General features: G+C 62.4%; 11 protein-coding genes. 1 reads left to right on the top strand and 10 read right to left on the bottom strand.

The genetic code is table 11. The features are described 5' to 3' along the window. Nucleotides 1–57 precede the first annotated feature (57 nt). From M2400_RS08190 to M2400_RS08150, 9 genes are all read right to left on the bottom strand, one after another. Complete coding sequence (locus M2400_RS08190) at nucleotides 58–3,168, bottom strand: autotransporter serine protease (protein WP_259195737.1); 3,111 nt, start codon at nucleotides 3,166–3,168, stop codon at nucleotides 58–60. A gap of 116 nt (nucleotides 3,169–3,284) precedes the next feature. Then, nucleotides 3,285–6,242, bottom strand: a complete 2,958-nt coding sequence (locus M2400_RS08185) for an autotransporter serine protease (RefSeq protein WP_259195738.1) — start codon at nucleotides 6,240–6,242, stop codon at nucleotides 3,285–3,287. 340 nt (nucleotides 6,243–6,582) lie between these two features. Next, nucleotides 6,583–7,920 carry a TolC family outer membrane protein gene (locus tag M2400_RS08180; RefSeq protein ID WP_259195739.1) on the bottom strand — a complete coding sequence of 446 codons (1,338 nt, stop codon included), beginning with the start codon at nucleotides 7,918–7,920 and terminating at the stop codon, nucleotides 6,583–6,585. A gap of 2 nt (nucleotides 7,921–7,922) precedes the next feature. Next, nucleotides 7,923–9,257, bottom strand: a complete 1,335-nt coding sequence (locus M2400_RS08175; protein ID WP_259195740.1) for an HlyD family type I secretion periplasmic adaptor subunit — start codon at nucleotides 9,255–9,257, stop codon at nucleotides 7,923–7,925. A gap of 97 nt (nucleotides 9,258–9,354) precedes the next feature. Continuing rightward, the gene (locus M2400_RS08170; RefSeq protein ID WP_310503519.1) at nucleotides 9,355–11,079 is read right to left on the bottom strand and encodes a type I secretion system permease/ATPase; all 1,725 of its coding nucleotides are present in this window, start codon (nucleotides 11,077–11,079) and stop codon (nucleotides 9,355–9,357) included. A 104-nt stretch (nucleotides 11,080–11,183) separates the two neighbouring features. Beyond that, a complete protein-coding gene (locus M2400_RS08165; RefSeq protein ID WP_405046164.1) occupies nucleotides 11,184–11,483 on the bottom strand; it encodes a protease inhibitor Inh/omp19 family protein in 300 nt (99 codons plus the stop codon). Between the two features lie 143 nt (nucleotides 11,484–11,626). Then, nucleotides 11,627–13,075: a serralysin family metalloprotease gene (locus M2400_RS08160; protein ID WP_177045238.1), complete on the bottom strand. Its 1,449-nt coding sequence runs from the start codon at nucleotides 13,073–13,075 to the stop codon at nucleotides 11,627–11,629. Nucleotides 13,076–13,437: 362 nt separating this feature from the next. Beyond that, nucleotides 13,438–14,538, bottom strand: coding sequence for a P1 family peptidase (locus tag M2400_RS08155; protein WP_259195745.1), 1,101 nt, complete (start codon nucleotides 14,536–14,538; stop codon nucleotides 13,438–13,440). 9 nt (nucleotides 14,539–14,547) lie between these two features. Then, nucleotides 14,548–15,912, bottom strand: coding sequence for an APC family permease (locus M2400_RS08150; RefSeq protein WP_259195746.1), 1,365 nt, complete (start codon nucleotides 15,910–15,912; stop codon nucleotides 14,548–14,550). A gap of 196 nt (nucleotides 15,913–16,108) precedes the next feature. On the opposite strand from M2400_RS08150, the gene M2400_RS08145 reads away from it, so the two are divergent. Further along, complete coding sequence (locus tag M2400_RS08145) at nucleotides 16,109–16,903, top strand: response regulator transcription factor (protein ID WP_371317259.1); 795 nt, start codon at nucleotides 16,109–16,111, stop codon at nucleotides 16,901–16,903. Nucleotides 16,904–17,001: 98 nt separating this feature from the next. Here M2400_RS08145 and M2400_RS08140 read toward each other — a convergent pair whose 3' ends face one another. Next, on the bottom strand, nucleotides 17,002–17,460 hold the full coding sequence (locus M2400_RS08140) for an REP-associated tyrosine transposase (RefSeq protein ID WP_177045244.1): 459 nt from the start codon (nucleotides 17,458–17,460) through the stop codon (nucleotides 17,002–17,004).

Genomic DNA, 17,460 nt, shown 5'->3' with positions numbered 1-17,460 from the left:
TCGATGCATCGTTGACTGACCCGGCGCTATCGCGGGCAAGCCCGCTCCCACAGGTGTTTAGAACGCCCAGTCGAGGCTCAAGCCGACGCCATGGACTTTCTCCTTGCTGGCCAGCAGGCCGTTGTAATCTAGATTCACCTTCGCGTCCTTGCTCAGCGCCAGGCTGACCCGCGCGCCCACCAGGGCCGCATCACGCACCATCGGCGAACTTTCCACGGAGAACGACGAGCCGCCCGACGCAAACGCCAGGTGCCGCTCGGAGTCGACGCTGCTCAGGTTGTGCTGCCAGCCCAACGTGCCGGAAAGCTCCAGTTGCTGGTGATCGCTCACATTCAGGGTTTTCAACGCCCGCACACCCAGGGTGCTCAAGACCACGTCGCGGCTGTCATCCCCGCTCTTCAGCGCTGCCGCATCACCCTTCTCGGTAAACCCGTCGGCATCCAGGTGCACATACGCCAGGTTGGCGAACGGCTCCACGGCCAGCGGTTGCAGGTTCAGGCGATACGCCGCTTCGGTAAACACCTGGGTGCTGCGGGCATCCACCTTGGCTTTCTGCTTGCCGGCGACTTCACCGTATTGCAGCTCGCGCTTCACATCGGCGCGGTGCCAGCTGTAGGTTGCGCCACCGCTCAAACGCAAGGCGCCGATCTCCCGCCCGGCATAGGCACCCAGGTGATAGCTGTCGACCGATGCACGGGAGTGGGTGTCACTGCCCATGTTCAGCGAGGTGTCGCTGTAGCCCGCCACCAGGCCCAAGCGGGTGTCTTCATCCAGCGCGCCGTCCACACCCGCCAGCATGCCGCCGATGGAGGTGGTGTAGCCCGCTGTGTCGCTACGGCTGTCGGTCTTGCCCCAGGCGCCGAGGGCCTTGACCCAAACGTTGCCGCGGCTGTCGATAGTCTCGGTCGATGCGCCCATTTCGCCTTGCTGCAAACGCTCACCCACGGCTTCGCGCAGGTAGCGGTTGTCATTGACCAGCGCGGTTTCCAGCGCCGGGTAGATTTCCCCGGACAGCTGCTGGAACGCACCCTGGGCCGACGCCGCATTCGGCGCCGACAACAGGCTTTCATACACCGCGTTACCGGCGCCCAACTGTTCAGCGGCCGCTGCCACCGAGCGTTGATTCGGGGTAGCCGCCACGCTGGCGAAGGTGTTGGCGTTGCGCGCCACGTCCAGTTGCACTCCGTTGGCGGCGTAGTTCAGGGTGCCGCCGAGAAACAGGTAGTTGGGCAGCACCGAACCGAAGCTGCCAGTAATGCCGCCGGCGGCCTGAAGGATGTTGTACTGCCGACCGATCAGGCTTTCGGCCTGGGTCTGGGTCAGCAGTGTCGGGCTGTTTTCCAGGGCCAGGGTCACCGTGCCGCCGCTGAGAGTGGCCTTGCCACCGGCGACGATGCGATCACTGTTGGTGGCCGACAGCTCCACCGCATAGGTAGAGCCCGCCGCAAAGTTCACATCCCCCGCCACATTCAGGGTGCCGATGGAATTGCCCGGCGCCACGGTACCGCCGCTGTTGGCGGTGAGTGAACCAATGTGCCCGGAACCGCCCACTACCCCGCTGCTGCCCACGGTGACGTCGGAGGTGATCGAGCCATTGACCGCCAGCAACCCTTGATTGACCAGGGTCGGGCCGCTGTAGGTGTTGGTGCCGGTCAGCACCAGCGCGCCAATACCCTGCTTGGTCAGGCCGCCATGCCCGGAGATGTCGTTGCTCCACACGTCCAGCCCGCAATGCACGTCGGTGCAAAGACGCTGGGTCGGTTTACCGGCATCCACCACGGCGCCAATCCCTGGCAGGTCCGCGACGAATTGGCCGGAGCCGTAGGCGCCGTCGATACGAAACTCGGCTGGAATATCCTCAGCCGTCACAAACATCCCCGGGCCGTTGATGGCCTTGCCCAGGTTGATCATGCCCCAGCCGTACAGCGAGTCGATGCCCGGTGCACCGAGGTCGGTCGCGGTGGTTTTGAGCAGCGTGGAAATCTGGTCGCCGCTCATGTACGGGAAGCGCTCCATCAACACCGCCGCGCTGCCGGCCACATGCGGCGCGGCCATGGAGGTGCCGTTGAAGTTGGCGTAGTCGGTGGTCAGGTTTTCCAGGGTGGTGCCGTTGATCACCGAGCTGTAGATCTTGGTGCCGGGCGCCGCGACGCAAAAGCTCGCGGCATAACCGCAGCGTGAGGAGAAGGTGCTGATCACGTACGGGTCGGCACTGGCGGTGTCGGGGTTCTGCTGCAAGGCCGCCACCGACAACCAGTTGGGTGCGATCTCCGGCACGAAGTACGCCAGGCCCGAAATCGCATCCGGATTGTTGCGGTTGTAGTCGTTGCCGGCGGCAAAGATCGTCAGCACGCCACTGCGGGCCGCATCGATCGCGCCTTGATAAGCGCCGCCTGCGATCGTGCCAAGGATCGGCCGGATGTTATTGAACTGCGCCTGGGCTTCATTGACCGTGAAGTTGGGGAACGCCGGATCACGCCCGCCCTTGGCGTACTGGTCACCGATCCCGATGCCCCAGCTGTTGTTGATGATGCGCGCACCGCTGGCCACCAACGCGTCCCAACCGGCTTTGTAGACCGCGCCGTCGTTGCCCAGGATGATCCCGTCTTCAGGGCCCGGGTCGCCGTTTTCGGCGCTGATGATTTGCGCATCGAACGCCACGCCATGCATCGGCCCGCCATCGCGATTACCCGCAGCAATGCCGCCCACATGGGTGCCGTGGTTGCCGAGCTTGCCGTTGGAGCCCAGGGACGGCGTGCCGTCGTAGCGAAAGGCATCCCCGGCCTTCACCGGGATGTACGGGTCGGTGTATTGGCGGATGCCTTCGGTCACAATCGTGACCACTTTGCCGGGGCTGGCGAACTCCGGATGCTGGGCGTACACCGGCTGGTCGAAGATCCCCAGTTTCACGCCCTTGCCGGTGTAGCCGGCGGCGTAGGCGGCGTCTGCATGCACGGCGCCCAGCCCCCAGTCGGCCTTGAACTCATTGCTGCGCCAACTGGCAGCGTCCCCCAGTTTCCCGGTTTCCACGTAGGGTGCGGCCTGGGCGGTACCCAGGCTGGCCAGGCAACACAGCAACGCGCCGTATGGCACGCAACTCAGGGCCTTGAGCGGGTAGCCCGGGCCTGTTGGGATGGCGGATTGAAACCCTCGTTTTTTTGTTTTCACGGTGGACTTCCTTGTAGGAGCGAGCTTGCTCGCGATGATCGTTAACGATGACTCGGGCTGCGGTGCCTTCACGTTTTTCGCGAGCAAGCTCGCTCCTACATGAAGAGGCGCAGCGTTTAGAACTGCCAGTTCAGGCTCAACCCCACGCCCTGGATTTTTTCCCGGCCAGCCAATTGGCCGGTGTAGTCGAGGTTGACCCGTGTGCTTTTGCTCAACGCCAGGCTCGCCTGCACGCCCACCAAGGCCGCATCGCGCATCAGCGGCGAGCTTTGCACCGCAAACGACGGCCCACCGGCGACAAACGCCAGGTGCTCTTCGGACTTGACGGCACTCAAGCTGTGCTGCCAGCCCAACGAACCGGAAACGTCCAGTTGCTGCCGGTCATTGAGGGCCAAGGTTTTTGAAGCCCGCAGGCCCAGGGTGCTCAGCACCGCGTCGCGGCTGTCACTGCCACGCGCCAGGGCGGCGGCGTCGCCTTTCTCGTGAAAGCGTTCGTTGTCCAGATGCACGTAAGCCAGGTTGGCGAACGGCTCCAGCGCTACCGATGGCAGGTTCAAGCGGTAGGCAGCCTCGGTAAATACCTGGGCGCTGCGTGCATCCAGCTTGGCCTTCTGCTTGCCGCTGACCTCGCCGTACTGCAAGTCACGTTTCACGTCGCCGCGATGCCAGCTGTAGGCGCCGCCGACGCTCAAGCGCCAGTTACCCAGCTCATGCCCGGCATAGGCGCCGAGGTGGTAGCTGTCGATGGACGCCGAGGAGTGAGTGCCACTGCCCATGTTCAGCGAGCTGTCGCTGTAACCGGCCACCAGCCCGGCGCGGGTCTGCTCGTCCAGGGCGCCGTCGACACCGGCCAGCATGCCGCCCAGGGAGCTGGTGTAGCCTGCGGTTTCGCTGCGGCTGTCGGTCTTGCCCCAGCTGCCGAGCGCCTTGACCCACACGTTGCTTTCACCGGCCACCGGCGTATGGCGCAGGCGATCGCCCACGGCGTCACGCACTTGGCGGCTGTCATTGATCAACATCGTGCCAATGGCCGGGTAGATTTCCCCGGACAGTTGCCGCAAGCCCTGTTGCGCTGTGGCCAGTGAGTCCGCGCGCAGGATGCTTTCATACACCGGGTTGCCGGCGCCCAGTTGCTCGGCAGCCGCCGCCACCGAACGTTGGTTACGGGTGGCGCCGACACTGGCAAAACTCGCGTCACTGCGGGCAATGGCCAGTTGCACGCCGTTGGCGGCATAGTCCAGCGTGCCGCCCAGGAACAGGTAGTTGGGCAACACGGCACCGAACTGGCCCTGGATTCCGCCCGCCGCCTGCAGGATGGTGTACTGGCGCCCCACCAGGCTCTCGGCCTGCTGCTGGCTGAGCAGGGTCGGACTGTTTTCCAGGGCCAGCGTCACGGTGCCGCCGCCGAGGGTAGCCTTGCCGGTGGCGATGATCTGGTCGCTGCTGGTGGGGGTGAGTTCGACTGCGTAGGTGGAGCCGGCGGCGAGGTTCACATCCCCGGCCACCTGCAGGGTGCCCACGGAATTGCCCGGCGCCACGGTGCCGCCGTTATTCACCTGCAAGGCCGCGATGCGACCGAAACCGCCCAAGGTGCCGCTGTCATTGACCGTCACGGCAGAGGTCAGTGAACCGTTCACCGCCAAACGGCCGCCGTTCACGGTGGTCGGGCCACGGTAGGTGTTATCACCCGTCAGGATCAGGCTGCCCGCGCCGGACTTGATCAGGCTGCCTTCGTAGATACGCTGGGCCGCTGCCGCCGCCCGGGCTGTACCGACGGCATAGTCGGTCTGGTCCTGCTGACTCGCACCCGCCCCCACGCCGTTTTCCCAGCCCTTGTCGCGCAGGGTTTGCTGCCAGGCCAGGGTTTCCACACTGTCTTCGGCCTGACGCTGGATCAGCGCCTTGTCGGAGATCGCGTTACTCCACACATCGCCCTGCCCGGCCGCCAGCGTGACCGTCATGGGGCCCAGCAATTGCCCAGGCCCATGCATCGCCCGGCCCAGGTCCGGCACGCCCCAGCCGACCTGGGTGGTGGGTGCGTCAGTGACCGCGCCATTAAGCTGGGTGGCCGTGGTCAACAACACCTGCAAGGCCTGTTCGTTGTTCAGGTACGGGTAGCGTTCCATCACCAGCGCCAGTGCACCGGTGGCATGGGGTGCCGACATGGACGTGCCGGATTTCACCCCGTAGCCGCCCTCGGGAATGGTGCTGTTGATCAACGCTCCCGGCGTGGAAATGCACCAGTACTTGGCGATGCCGCACTGGTTGTATTTCTGGTTATTCGCCTTGTCCAGGCCCGACACCGCCAGCCAGTGACCTTCCAGTTCCGGCTGGAAATACGGCAAGGCCGAACGCACGCTGGCGTTGGCATAGCCGCTGTTGCCGGCGCTGAACACGTTGATCACCCCGGCCCTGGCCACATCGGCGGCGGCGTCGAGCCAGGTGTTCTGGTTGTAATGCTGGGCATAGGCCGCGTGCAGGTCGCCCAGGGTCTGGTAGCTGACATCCTTGGGCTGGCTGCCCCAGCTGTTGTTGATCGCGCGCACGCCGGAATCCACCAGGGCGCTGTACACCGCCTTGAAGTACTTGGGGTCCGGTGTGGGGCCAAACAGGAAACTGTCGTTGGCGTTGGTGTTGCCGACGTAGATCTGCGCGTTGTACGCCACGCCGTGCATGCCCACGCCATCCCGGGCCGCGCCCATGGTGCCGGTCACATGGGTGCCGTGGGAGTCGTTGTTGGGGTTGAGGGCGCCGGTGGTGTTGAACGGGCTGCCATCGACGTAGGTACCGCTGGCGGTGACCCCGTGATAACGGTCCTTTGAGGCTTCGGGATGATTGGGGTCAAAACCCGAGTCCAGCGCACCGATCTTCACGCCACTGCCGGTGATGCCGGCCGCGTAGGCCTCATTGGCTTTCATCCGGTCCAGGCCCCAGTCGCTCTGGAACTCGGCCGAACGCCAACTGGCGGGATCGCCCGGTTTGCCGGTTTCGAGGTACTGCCCGTGGGCCGCCACGGACAGCAGCAGCAAGGAGCCTGCGGTGAAGGGTTTGAAGCGAGGTGAATCGGTGATCATGAAGAGTCCTTTTTCTTATTGTTGAAATACCTGTGGCGAGGGCGCGTCCTGTGAGAAGGGAGCTTGTTGTGGTGGGGGGGCTTGCAGTGGCGAGGGAGCTTGCTGTGGCGAGGGAGCTTGCAGTGGCGAGGGAGCTTGCTCCCGCTGGAGTGCGCAGCGCTCCCAAAGATTCTGGAGCCGCTACGCAGCCCAGCGGGAGCAAGCTCCCTCGCCACAGCAAGCTCCTCGCCACAGCAAGCTCCCCACCACTGCAAGCTTCCCCACCACTGCAAGCTCCGCCACCCCAACAAACTTCCCCACCACAGAAGCCCCCTTGCACCAGGCAATACTCATCCAGGCATCAGTGGCTCATAGGCCCGAACGCCTCATCCACCTTGGCCAGGTCGGTATCGCGCAAATTGCCCGCGTAGTAATGCAACTTGGTCCAGGCCATCAGGTAGTCGTAGCGCGCCTGGGCCAGGTCGCGACGGGTGCTGTACAGCTGCTGCTCAGCGTTCAGCGCATCAAGGTTGACCCGCTCGCCGCCGAGGATGCTTTGCTTGGTCGACACCACCAGCGCTTCGGCCGAGGTCAGTGCCTTTTGGTAGGCGCGCAACTTGCTGACGCCCGACAGGCAAGCGCTGAACTGGCGCCGCAGTTCGATCAGGGTCTCGCGGGTCTTGCCTTCCAGCTCGTACTCGGCCTGTTCCATGGCGCGGCTGGCCTGGCGGGTGGAGGCCGAGACGCCGCCACCGGCATACAACGGCATGCTGACCTCGATGCCGATGGTGTTGGTGTCGTAGCGCTGGTTGTAGGTGTTGCCGCTGTCGGATTGCTGCTGCCGCGAACTGGCATAGGCCGTGACCCGCGGCAGGTGCCCCGAACGGTTGCGCTCCACTTCATAACGCGCCACTTCCACGGACTGGCGTTGCGAGGCCAGGTTGGGGTTGTTGGTCAAAGCGAGTTCGTGCCAGGTGTCGTAGTTGGCCGGGGTCAGGGTGAAGGCGGCAAACCCCGGGTTCAGCGGCGCCAGGTCGGTGATGTTGACGCTCTGCACGCCAATCAGCGCCCCCAGTTCCCGCAGCGAAGCGTCTTGCTCATCCAGCGCCTGGATTTCCTCGGCGGTGGCCAACTCGTAACGGGACTCGGCTTCCAGGATGTCGGTGCGTGTGCCTTCGCCCTGCTGGAACAAATGCTGGTTCTGCTGGAACTGTTGCTCGTACGCCTTCTTCTTGGCGCGGGCAATATCGATCTGGTCCTGGGCGAACAGCGCCTGGGTGTAATAGGTCAGCACCCGCACCAGCAGCGCCTGGCTCTTGTCGCGAAAACTCTCGTCGGCAAACAGCGCCTGGGCCACGCCCTTGCGGTAGTTGGCATAGGCTTCGTAGTCGAACAGCGGCTGTTGCAGGGTGAAGGTGGAGCCGTAGCTGTTGTAGTTGCGATCGTCGTGATAATTGCCGCCGCGCCCGTCGGGCAAGGTGGCCTGGGAGTTGTTGCGGCCCTTGTTGTAGTTGTACGACAGCTTGGGCAGCAGGCCGGCGCGGCCGATGGTGCGGTTCTCCAGGCCGGCGTCGCGTTCCTTGATGGCGCCAAGGAACACCGGGTCGTTGCGCAGGGCTTGCTCGTAGACATCGAACGGGCCCATGGCCGCCTGGGCGCTGCCGCAGGTGAGTAACAAGGCGATGAACATCGGTTTCATGCTCATTCCTCGGTCAACGCCGAGCCGGCGCGGTCCAGCAGCGGCTTGAACAGGTAGTTGAGCAAGGAGCGCTCGCCGGTGCGGATGAACATCTCGGCGGGCATCCCCGGCTTGATCACCAGGCCATGGAGTTTTTCCAGGGCGCTGCTGCCGACCGTGGTGCGCAGCACGTAGTAAGGCATGCCGGTTTTTTCGTCGAGCATCTGGTCGGCGGAAATCAGGCTCACCTCCCCCGGCACCCGCGGCGTGCGGCTTTGGTTGAAGGCAGTGAACAGAATGTCCACCGGCAAGTGAGTGCCGACTTTGTCCACCAGGTGCACCGGCAAGCGCCCTTCCACTTCCAGCCGGGTGTCCTGGGGCACGATTTCCAGCAGGGTTTCACCGGCACGCACCACGGCGCCCTCGGTGTGCACGCTCAGGTTGACCGCGATGCCATCGGCCGGGGCGTTGATCTCGCTGTGTTGCAAGTCGAAACCGGCGGAGGTCAGTTGCTGTTCCAGGGTCAGGCTGCGCAGTTGCGCGTCGGCCAGCTGGCTGCGGACTTCCTTCTGGTATTCCTCGCTGTGCTGCTGCAGCTTGAGGCGCGATTCGAGGATACCCTGCTCGACCCGCCCGCTTTCGCCGGTGTTCTGCGCCAGGTCCTGTTGCACCTGGGACAGTTGCCGCTGGTATTCCATCAAGCGGTTGCGCGGGATGTAGCCGTTGTCGGCCAGGGGTTGCAGGTTGTTCAGTTGGTCGCGCAGGGATTGGGCCTGGGCGGTCAGGTCGCTGCGGGCGCGGCGCATGCCGTTGAGTTGGGCGGTGGCGCCTTCGATACTCGCGCGAATCCCGGCCTGTTCCCGGGCGAAGGCTTCGCGGCGGCTGCTGAACAGTTGGCGCTGGCCTTCCAGAACCAAGGCCAGGGCTGGATCCGGGTTACCACTGAGCTGCGCCGGAAAAGTGATGGTCGATTGGTTGTCACGCTCGCTCTGCCAGCGCGCCACGCTGGCCCAGGCCATGCGGTACTGGGCTTGCAGGGAGTGCACGTCGGCCTGGTTTTGCGTCTGGTCGAGCTTGAACAGTGGCTGGCCTTGCTTCACCGCTTCGCCTTCACGCACCAGAATCCGGCTGACCACGCCGGGGCTCAGGGTTTGCACGGCCTTGCGCTTGCCCGAGACCACCACCGTGCCTTGCACCGGAATCCCCTGGTCCAGCGGCGCCAGGCTGGCCCACAGGAAAAAACCGCCGGCGCCGATCACCGTCAGCAGCCAGCCCATGCGGGCAAAAAAACGTGCGTCGTGCTCGGGGTGAGTCTGTTCGTAATCGCGGTTGATTTGAATGCTGCTGTCGCTGCTCATGCGCCTGATCCTTGCGGCTTGATGAAAAACTGTAGGAGCGAGCTTGCTCGCGAAAAGCCCGAGGGCGCCGCGTTGATTCAGGCTGCCCACGTCATCGTTAACGACCTTCGCGAGCAAGCTCGCTCCTACCGCTGGGCTGTTCTCGCTGGCCGGACAGCGCCCGCAGCACGTCCTGGCTGGGGCCGAAGGCCTGCATGCGGCCTTCGTTTAGCACCAGCAGCTTGTCAGCCTGGGCCAACGCCGAGGAGCGGTGAGTCACCAGCACCACCGTGCTGCCCTGGGCTTTCATCTGCATGATCGCGCTGGCCAGGGCGGCTTCGCCCACGGTGTCGAGGTTGGAGTTGGGCTCATCCAGCACGATCAGGCGTGGCCCGCCGTACAGGGCACGGGCCAGGGCCACCCGCTGTTTCTGGCCACCGGACAGGCCGCTGCCCTCGTCACCGAGCACGGTGTCGTAGCCATGGGGCAAACGCAGGATCAGTTCGTGCACGCCGGCTTGCTGGGCGGCCTGCACTACTAACTGCGGGTCGGCTTCGCGAAAGCGTGCGATGTTGTCGGCGATGCTGCCGCTGAACAGTTCGATGTCCTGAGGCAGATAGCCGATATGCGGGCCGAGGTCGTCGCGGTCCCAGCGATGGATATCCGCGCCATCCAGGCGCACGGTGCCGGCCAGGGTTGGCCATACGCCCACCAGTACGCGGGCCAGGGTTGATTTGCCGGAGCCAGACGCGCCCAACACACCGAGGACTTCGCCGGCAGCCAGGTTGAAGCTGACCTGATGCAAGGTCGGCATACGCCGCCCCGGCGGCCCCGCGCTCACCTGCTCGAAACTCACATTACCCTTGGGCGCCGGCAACGCCATCTGCTCGCCCTGGGGCGGAAACTCGCGCATCAGATTGTCCAGGCGCTGGTAGGCCAGCTTGGCCGAACTCCATTGCTTCCACACAGCAATCAACTGATCGATGGGGCTCAATACCCGGCCCATCAGGATGGAACCTGCGATCATCATCCCGGCCGTCATGTCGCCCTTGATCACCAGCAACGCCCCCAGGCCCAGCACCAACGATTGCAGGCACAGGCGCAGGGATTTACTCAGGGAACTGATGATCGAGCCGGTGTCGCTGGCCTTGTTCTGCAAACCGAGAAACTGCGAATGCACCTTGAACCAGCGCTTGCGCAACGCCCCCAGCATGCCCATGGCCTGGATGGTCTCGGCGTTGTGCAGGTGGCTGGTGGCCAATTGGGTGGATTGCTGGGAATACACGCTGGCTTCACCCAGGGGCTTTTTGGTCAGGTATTCGTTGAGGCACGCCAGCCCGATCAGCAGCACCGCGCCTGCGCTGGCCAACACCCCGAGCCACACGTTGAACAGGAAGATCACAAACAGATAGATCGGAAACCACGGCGCATCGAAAAACGCGAACAGCGCAGGCCCCGTAATGAACTGGCGGATATGGGTCAAATCTCCCAGGGATTGCCCGCCGTGGCCTTCGCCCCGTTGCAGGTTGCGTTCGAAAGCGGCCTTGTACACCCGCAGGTTGAAGCGTCGTTCCAGCTGGCTGCCGATGCGGATCACGATAAAGCTGCGGATCACTTCCAGCACGCCGATAAACGCAAAGAAGCCCACCACCATCAGCGTCAACATCACCAGGGTGGTTTCGTTCTGTGAAGACAGCACGCGGTCGTAGACTTGCAACATATAAATCGACGGCACCAGCATCAGTACGTTAATCAATGCCGTGAAACAGCCAATACTGATCAGAATGCTTTTGTAATCGCCAAGTGCTTTAAATAGTGGTGCAACGGGAGTGGTCTTCGCCATGTTGCCTGATCTTCCCTGAGCCTGATGACGCGCAATAGTTTGCCCAGCGCCCCAATAAGGCGCGAGCAAACATTAAAATCGGGTTATAGCGTTATAACGAACTCTTAGGGTGCGCGCTGTAATAACAACACGGCGCCGGATTTGGAGCGTCCCTCATATTCGCCTTCTTTCTGGCGATTCAAGTGAGTAATGCCCGTGCCCTCGGCATTCATCAACCAAATACCATCGGGAGTCGGCGTCCAACTAACGGGGGCTTCTCCCAGCCATTGCCCGGCGCATGCGACATCGCCGCCCAATGCATTGGCCTGTTCAATCAAATCCAGCGCGCACACCTGTTCCTGCTGGTGCAGCGCCCAATGCCCGGCCAGTTGCTCGGACGTAGGTAAAACCAGACTGCTTGCCATTGCTGAGGCTCCTGCCGACATAAGCAATACCTGGAAACACCAGGCCACTGTAGTGCGAAACAACGTCATCACCATCGCCCGTTCAAGGGGTGGATGCAAGGGCAGAGGGCAGCGCGTGTGCGCCGCCCTCCTTTACACGTGTATCAAGCCACGATATCGCTGACGGCTGCCTGGCCAACGGTGGTGACGAGGAAATCCGCCACGCCGTGCCCGGAGAAGTCCACGGCCAGGGTGCCCAGGTTGGTACCCGAGGCGTAGGACAACACCGCATCGCCGGCATGCCCGGTAAATGCATTGACGAAGGTCAGGCCTGCACCTTTGGTGATGCCGCTAAGGTCGATCTTGTCCGAACCCGAGGTGAAGTCGAAGATCTTGTCGGATGCGCCTGGCTTGGAGTCCGAGCTGGCACCGAACACGAAGGTGTCCGAGCCTGCGCCGCCCCACAGCTGGTCTGCACCGCCGCCGCCGTAGATGATGTCGTTGCCGGCACCGCCTTTGAGGACGTTGGCTGCAGCGTTACCGATCAGCAGGTCGTTGCCCGAGCCACCGATGGCGTTCTCCACGGTCACACCCTGGGCGATGGAAACGTTGCCCACCAGGCCGCCAACGTCGGAGAACGAGCCTGCATTGAGGTTGATCTTCTGGTTCTGGGTAAAACCGGAGAAGTCCAGGGTGTCGTTGCCACCACCGTCCCACACCGAGAACACCAGCTTGTCGGCCGATGACGTGGCGCTGAGGAAATCGCGCCCGGTGTTGGAGTTGAAGCCGTAGGTGGTGTCGCCGGCGCGGGTGTTGTAGTTGGCGCCGTAGAGTTTCTGGATCGCCGCGATGTCGTCGATCAGCGGGCCGGAAGAGTAAGCCTCTACCCCGCCTTTGCTGAAGTTCTGGTTGGTGTTGCTCTCGCTCCAGTAACTCATGACGCTGTAGCCACGTGTGTCCTGTCCATAGTCCGCGTCTTTGTACGAAGGGTTGCCGGTCCCGGCGTTGTAGTCGCCAGGGTGGTCCAGGCCCAGGGTGTGGCCGATTTCGTGAGTCAGGGTCTGGCGGCCATAGTTGTTCAGGTCTGGCGTCTTGTTCGGCGTGTAGCTGCTGTTGGTCAGGTACCAGGAGGTGCCGTCAAGGCCGCTTTCGTTGTACTTGGCGTTGGTGCCCGGCAGGTAGGCAAAGGCTGCCGCGCCGTCCTGGCCGCCGCTGTAGTTGCCGAAGGTCATGTGAAAGTCACCGCCCGAGGCTTTCTCGGTGAAGGTCACGTTGGCCACATCGGCCCAGGATTGCATGGCCAGTACGGCCTGTGCTTTCTGCTGGGTGTTGAACTGGCTGAACCCGGTGATCCCATGCTTGTTCATGGTCGCGTTCGAGGCCGAAGTCAGGAAGGTGTAGGTGAGGTCGATCTTGCCGTTGCCATCCACGTCCCGGTACGCGGCGTTCTCACGCAGCAGGTGGTCAGCAGCCTGGTCAACGGTGAACGAAGGTTTGCCATTGACCGTGAGGTTGCCGCCGCGGTCATATTGATGGCTAAAGCTATCGATTTGCGTATAGGCAGTACTTGCTTGAGCCGCCGACACAATAGCTTTGTCTTTTACTTTTGACATAAACGTACTTCCTTGTTTGCAAGTGGAACAGTTTTTGTCCGATAGAACCCACTCTGGCGAGTAAGTCCTATCACTCGCCCCTTTTGAAGGCGAAAGAAAACTGACACAACTTGAAATCATTCGTCCAGCGCTATTTTTGCCGGGCAAAACATGGCGCAGTGAACAATTCCTGCAAACGCTGGCTAGTAGCGGCTTATAAAAAGACCACTATTTAAATATTAAATATTGCTAAAGCGGTTTTATATGAATGGATCCAAAGTATTGACTGGGGTGCACTAAGAAAGTGTCACCGTGTCATAGTTAGTATTAACTGGCCACTATCTAAGTCTTGTCCCGTATTACCGGGACAAGACTTAAAGTATTTATTGGCCCTTCCACCCTGTTTGGCGCAATGCCTGCAGGAGTGCCTGCGAGTCCAGCGCCGGCACCCGCACACCGTGGTCGGTGATCATCTCTTCACCGGCCACGATGGCATTGATGATCGCTTCTTCTACCGCCTCTGCCGCCGCACTGAACAACGGCGAAATGTGGTCGTTATTGACCATTTGCAGCGGCGTACTGAACGGCACGCCCTTGCGCCCATAGTCGGCCACCGGCAAATCCTGGTTGCCAGTGGCGAACGCCAGGAACAGGTCCCCGCTGGAATCCTCGGTGCCGCCGCCCGTGCGCGCAATGCCGATGGAGGCCCGCTGCGCCAGGCGCTGGCACTGGTGCGGCAGCAACGGTGCATCGGTAGCGATGATCACCACGATGGAGCCCATACCGGGGGTGCCGCGATCGGCGAACGGTGACGGGATGTCCATCAGCTTGCGCCCCACCGGATAACCATCCACCCGCAATTCCTGGCGCTTGCCATGGTTGGCCTGCACCAGCACGCCCACGGTCCAGCCGCCCTGCTCCGCCGGAAGCCGCCGCGACGCCGTACCGATGCCGCCCTTGAACTCATGGCAGATCATCCCGGTGCCGCCGCCCACGGCGCCCTCCGCCACCGGCCCGGATTCAGCGTTGGCCAGCGCTTCACGCACATGTTCCGGGCCGACATGCTGGCCCCAGATGTCATTGAGCAAGCCGTCGTAAGTCTCCATCACCACCGGCATGCACCAGTACACCGCCGGGTCGGCCAGGCTTTCGCGCTCCAGGGCGATCAGGGTGTCGCGCACAATGCCGATGCTGTGGGTGTTGGTGATGGCCAGCGGCGTGGTCAGCAACCCCGATTCGCTGATCCATTCCAGGCCGGTCGCATCGCCATTGCCATTGAGCACGTGGTAGCCGGCAAAACACGGCTGATACCGCGCGGCACCGGCCCGCGGCTGGATCGCCGTCACGCCGGTACGTACCTGCTTGCCGTCGATGCGGGTCTTGATGGTGCTATGGCCGACCCGAACCCCAGGAACGTCGGTGATGGCATTCAACTCACCGGGCGTGCCCAGTCCCAACGTGATGCCCAATTGCCGTGCGCGCATAACCACTCCTTACAATTTCTGAAACGCCGGACTCAACCGGCCACCGATGCAATACAGGATCACCGACAGCGCCAACAGGCCGATGATAATCATGATGTCTCGAACCGAGGCGGCAATCGCCAGGGTCACCAACAGGTAGCCGGCGCCCAGTACCGCCAGCAACGCCGGCACCGGCCACAACGGCATGCGATACGGGTGCTCACGGTCACGCAGCAATACCCGGCTCATCAACGCACTCAGCGCGACGATCAGGTACACCAGCATGATCAGCAGCACGCTGAACGACGTGAGGTCCGCCAGGTTGGAGCTGAAACTGAGCAGCGCCGACGGGATCGCCAGGAACAGCGTAGCCAGCCACGGTGAATCCCAGCGCGGATGAATCCGCGTGAACAGTTTGTTGATGGTCGGCGTCCACAGCGCATCGCGGCCGCTGCTGAACACCACCCGGCCAATCTGGATCACGATGGCGACGATGGCGTTGAACACCGACAGGAAGATCCCGGCACTCACCAGTCGTGACAGGGTTTCATTGCCGTGACTGGTCAGCAGATAGCCGATGGGATCGGGGCTGCTGATCATCGCGCTGAGGGATGGCGCGCCGATCAGCAGCGCGGTGATGGGTACCAGCTCGATCACCACCACCAGGCCCAGGGACCACAGCACCGCCTTGTGCACGCCCTTGCCGCCGCACTTCATGTCTTCCGCCAGCAGCACCGCCGGGCCGTAGCCATTGAACGAGAACAGGCCGATGCCCACCGCACCGATCACCAGCGCCCAGGGAGCCAGGTGCAGCACACCGTTTTCGACAATCTGCGGCTGCAGCAGCACGCTGACCGGCTGCACCGGGTTGCCGAAGCCGATAAACACGATCACCAGCAACGCCGCCACTTCCAGCAGCAGGCAGGTGCCGGTGATCCAGGCATTCAGCTTGATATTCAGGATGCCCAGGGCGTAACTGCACACCACGATGACCAGGGCCACGGTCTGTGAATCGAATTTTGTGCCCAGGGCGTTATTCAGGTACGTCGCTGCCCCGGTGGCCAACACCGGCGGGATAAACAGCAACATCACCAATACTGTGAGAAACGTCGCGTAGCCGGCCATGCCGCCGAACACCCGCTTGGCGTACACGTACTCGCCGCCGGCGCTGTTGTGGGCGCGGCCGAGTTCGGCGTAGCAAAAGGCAAACATCAGCGCGAGCAGCGCGGCCATCACAAACGCCAGGAACACCCCGCTGCCGGCCTGCTGGATGGCAAACGGCGCAATCACGAAAACGGAACTGGCCGGGGTCACCGCCGAGACGGTGATGGCCACTACATCGAACACGCTCAAGGTGGGTTTCAGCACGCCGTCGGGCGTGGAAGGAGCACTCATATCGTTATCCTCTTGATTGTTCTTGGTTTGAGGCAGAAACGAAAAGGCAAAGCGACGCAGGGTATGTTCCCCGCTGACTGACGGCCAACTTAAACGCTGCGCACAGAGCGGCCAATTCCCCTATTGGAGTACTCCCCTTGACGCCGCCGGGCAAAAGTCGAACCCTTGCGGCCTAATCCTTTGCGTGGAGCTGCACATGAGCCTGTTCAGGGAAGTCGGCATGCACGCAGGGCTGGGCCGTACCGTCGCGCAGATCGGCACCGAACGCTTCTGGAAGCAACTGGTGCTGTTGCTGCACCAATGCCTGCCCTTCGACAATGCCCTGGCGATCTTCTACCCCGCCGATGGCCCGCCCCAGGCGCTGGAGGAATACGACGCGCAACCGAGCAGTAAGCCGGCGTCGATGCTGGTTTATCTCAATGGCCTGTACTTGCTCGATCCGTTTTTCCAGGCGTGCCGCGAAGGCTATGCCAGCGGCGTGTACCGGCTTGAAGAAGTGGCGCCGGACCATTTTCGCCAGAGTGAGTACTTCCTCAATTACTTCCACGACAACGTGCTGGAGGACGAAGTGCAGTTCATCCTGCAACTGCCCGGCGCGGGGACGTTGTCGCTGTCGTTGGGCATGCAGCGGTTGTTTAGCGGTGAGGAAACCGGGCTGATGACGACGTTGGCGGCCTGGGTGCTGCCGTTGATGCAACAGCATTGGCAGCAAAGCACCCAGCGGGTGGCAGCCCCTGCGCAAATGGCCAGCCAGATTCGCGATGCGCTGAGCCATTTTGGGAGTGGGGTGTTGTCGGAGCGGGAACTGGAGATTGCACGGTTGGTGCTGCGCGGGTTTTCTTCGAAAGCCATGGCCGAGCGGCTGAGTATTTCACCGGACACGGTCAAGGTTCATCGTCGGCACCTGTATGCCAAGCTGGATATCTCGTCGCAGCCGGAGCTGTTTTCGTTGTTTATCCAGTCGTTGGGGCATGACTTGGAGAATCCTTAATTCCGCGGCGTGGCTACGCAGCCTCGCTAAGGCTCGACAGCTGCTACGCGGGGTGAGCCGTAGCAGCTGTCGAGCTTTAGCGAGGCTGCGTGAGGCCCTCAAAGCCACCAAACATCCCAAAGCGGATAATCATGCACGCGCCTCACCAACCCCGCGCGAATCGGATTAAACACCACATAACGGGCGAAATCCTTCAGATCCTCCTCACGCCGCACACCTCTATCGTGATAGCCCTTCTGCCAGAGTCGGCCACGACGCCCAAGCGCACGATTGACCGTCAAACTGCTGCGCGATTTTATTCGGCACATCAACTCGGCCAACGACTTGTCGTGCAGTTGAACCAACCAGTGAAAATGATCCGGCATCACCACAAACGCGAGTGAATTCGCCCACTGATCTTCATGTGCCTGCCGAAACTCTTTGACGAGCAGCCGCCCGACTTGCCAATCGCTGAAGATCGGCAAGCGCTGGTCGACCACAGCCGTCAGCAGGTACACACCGCCAATCTCTGAGGCCCTTCCAATCCGCAAACGTCCAGACTTGTTTGATACAGGCAT

This window comes from Pseudomonas sp. BIGb0558 (genome assembly GCF_024807515.1).
In the GTDB taxonomy this organism is placed as follows: Bacteria; Pseudomonadota; Gammaproteobacteria; order Pseudomonadales; family Pseudomonadaceae; genus Aquipseudomonas; species Aquipseudomonas yamanorum_A.
The sequence above is the reverse complement of the archived record's forward strand: the minus strand, read 5'-3'. Positions and strand labels throughout refer to the sequence as shown.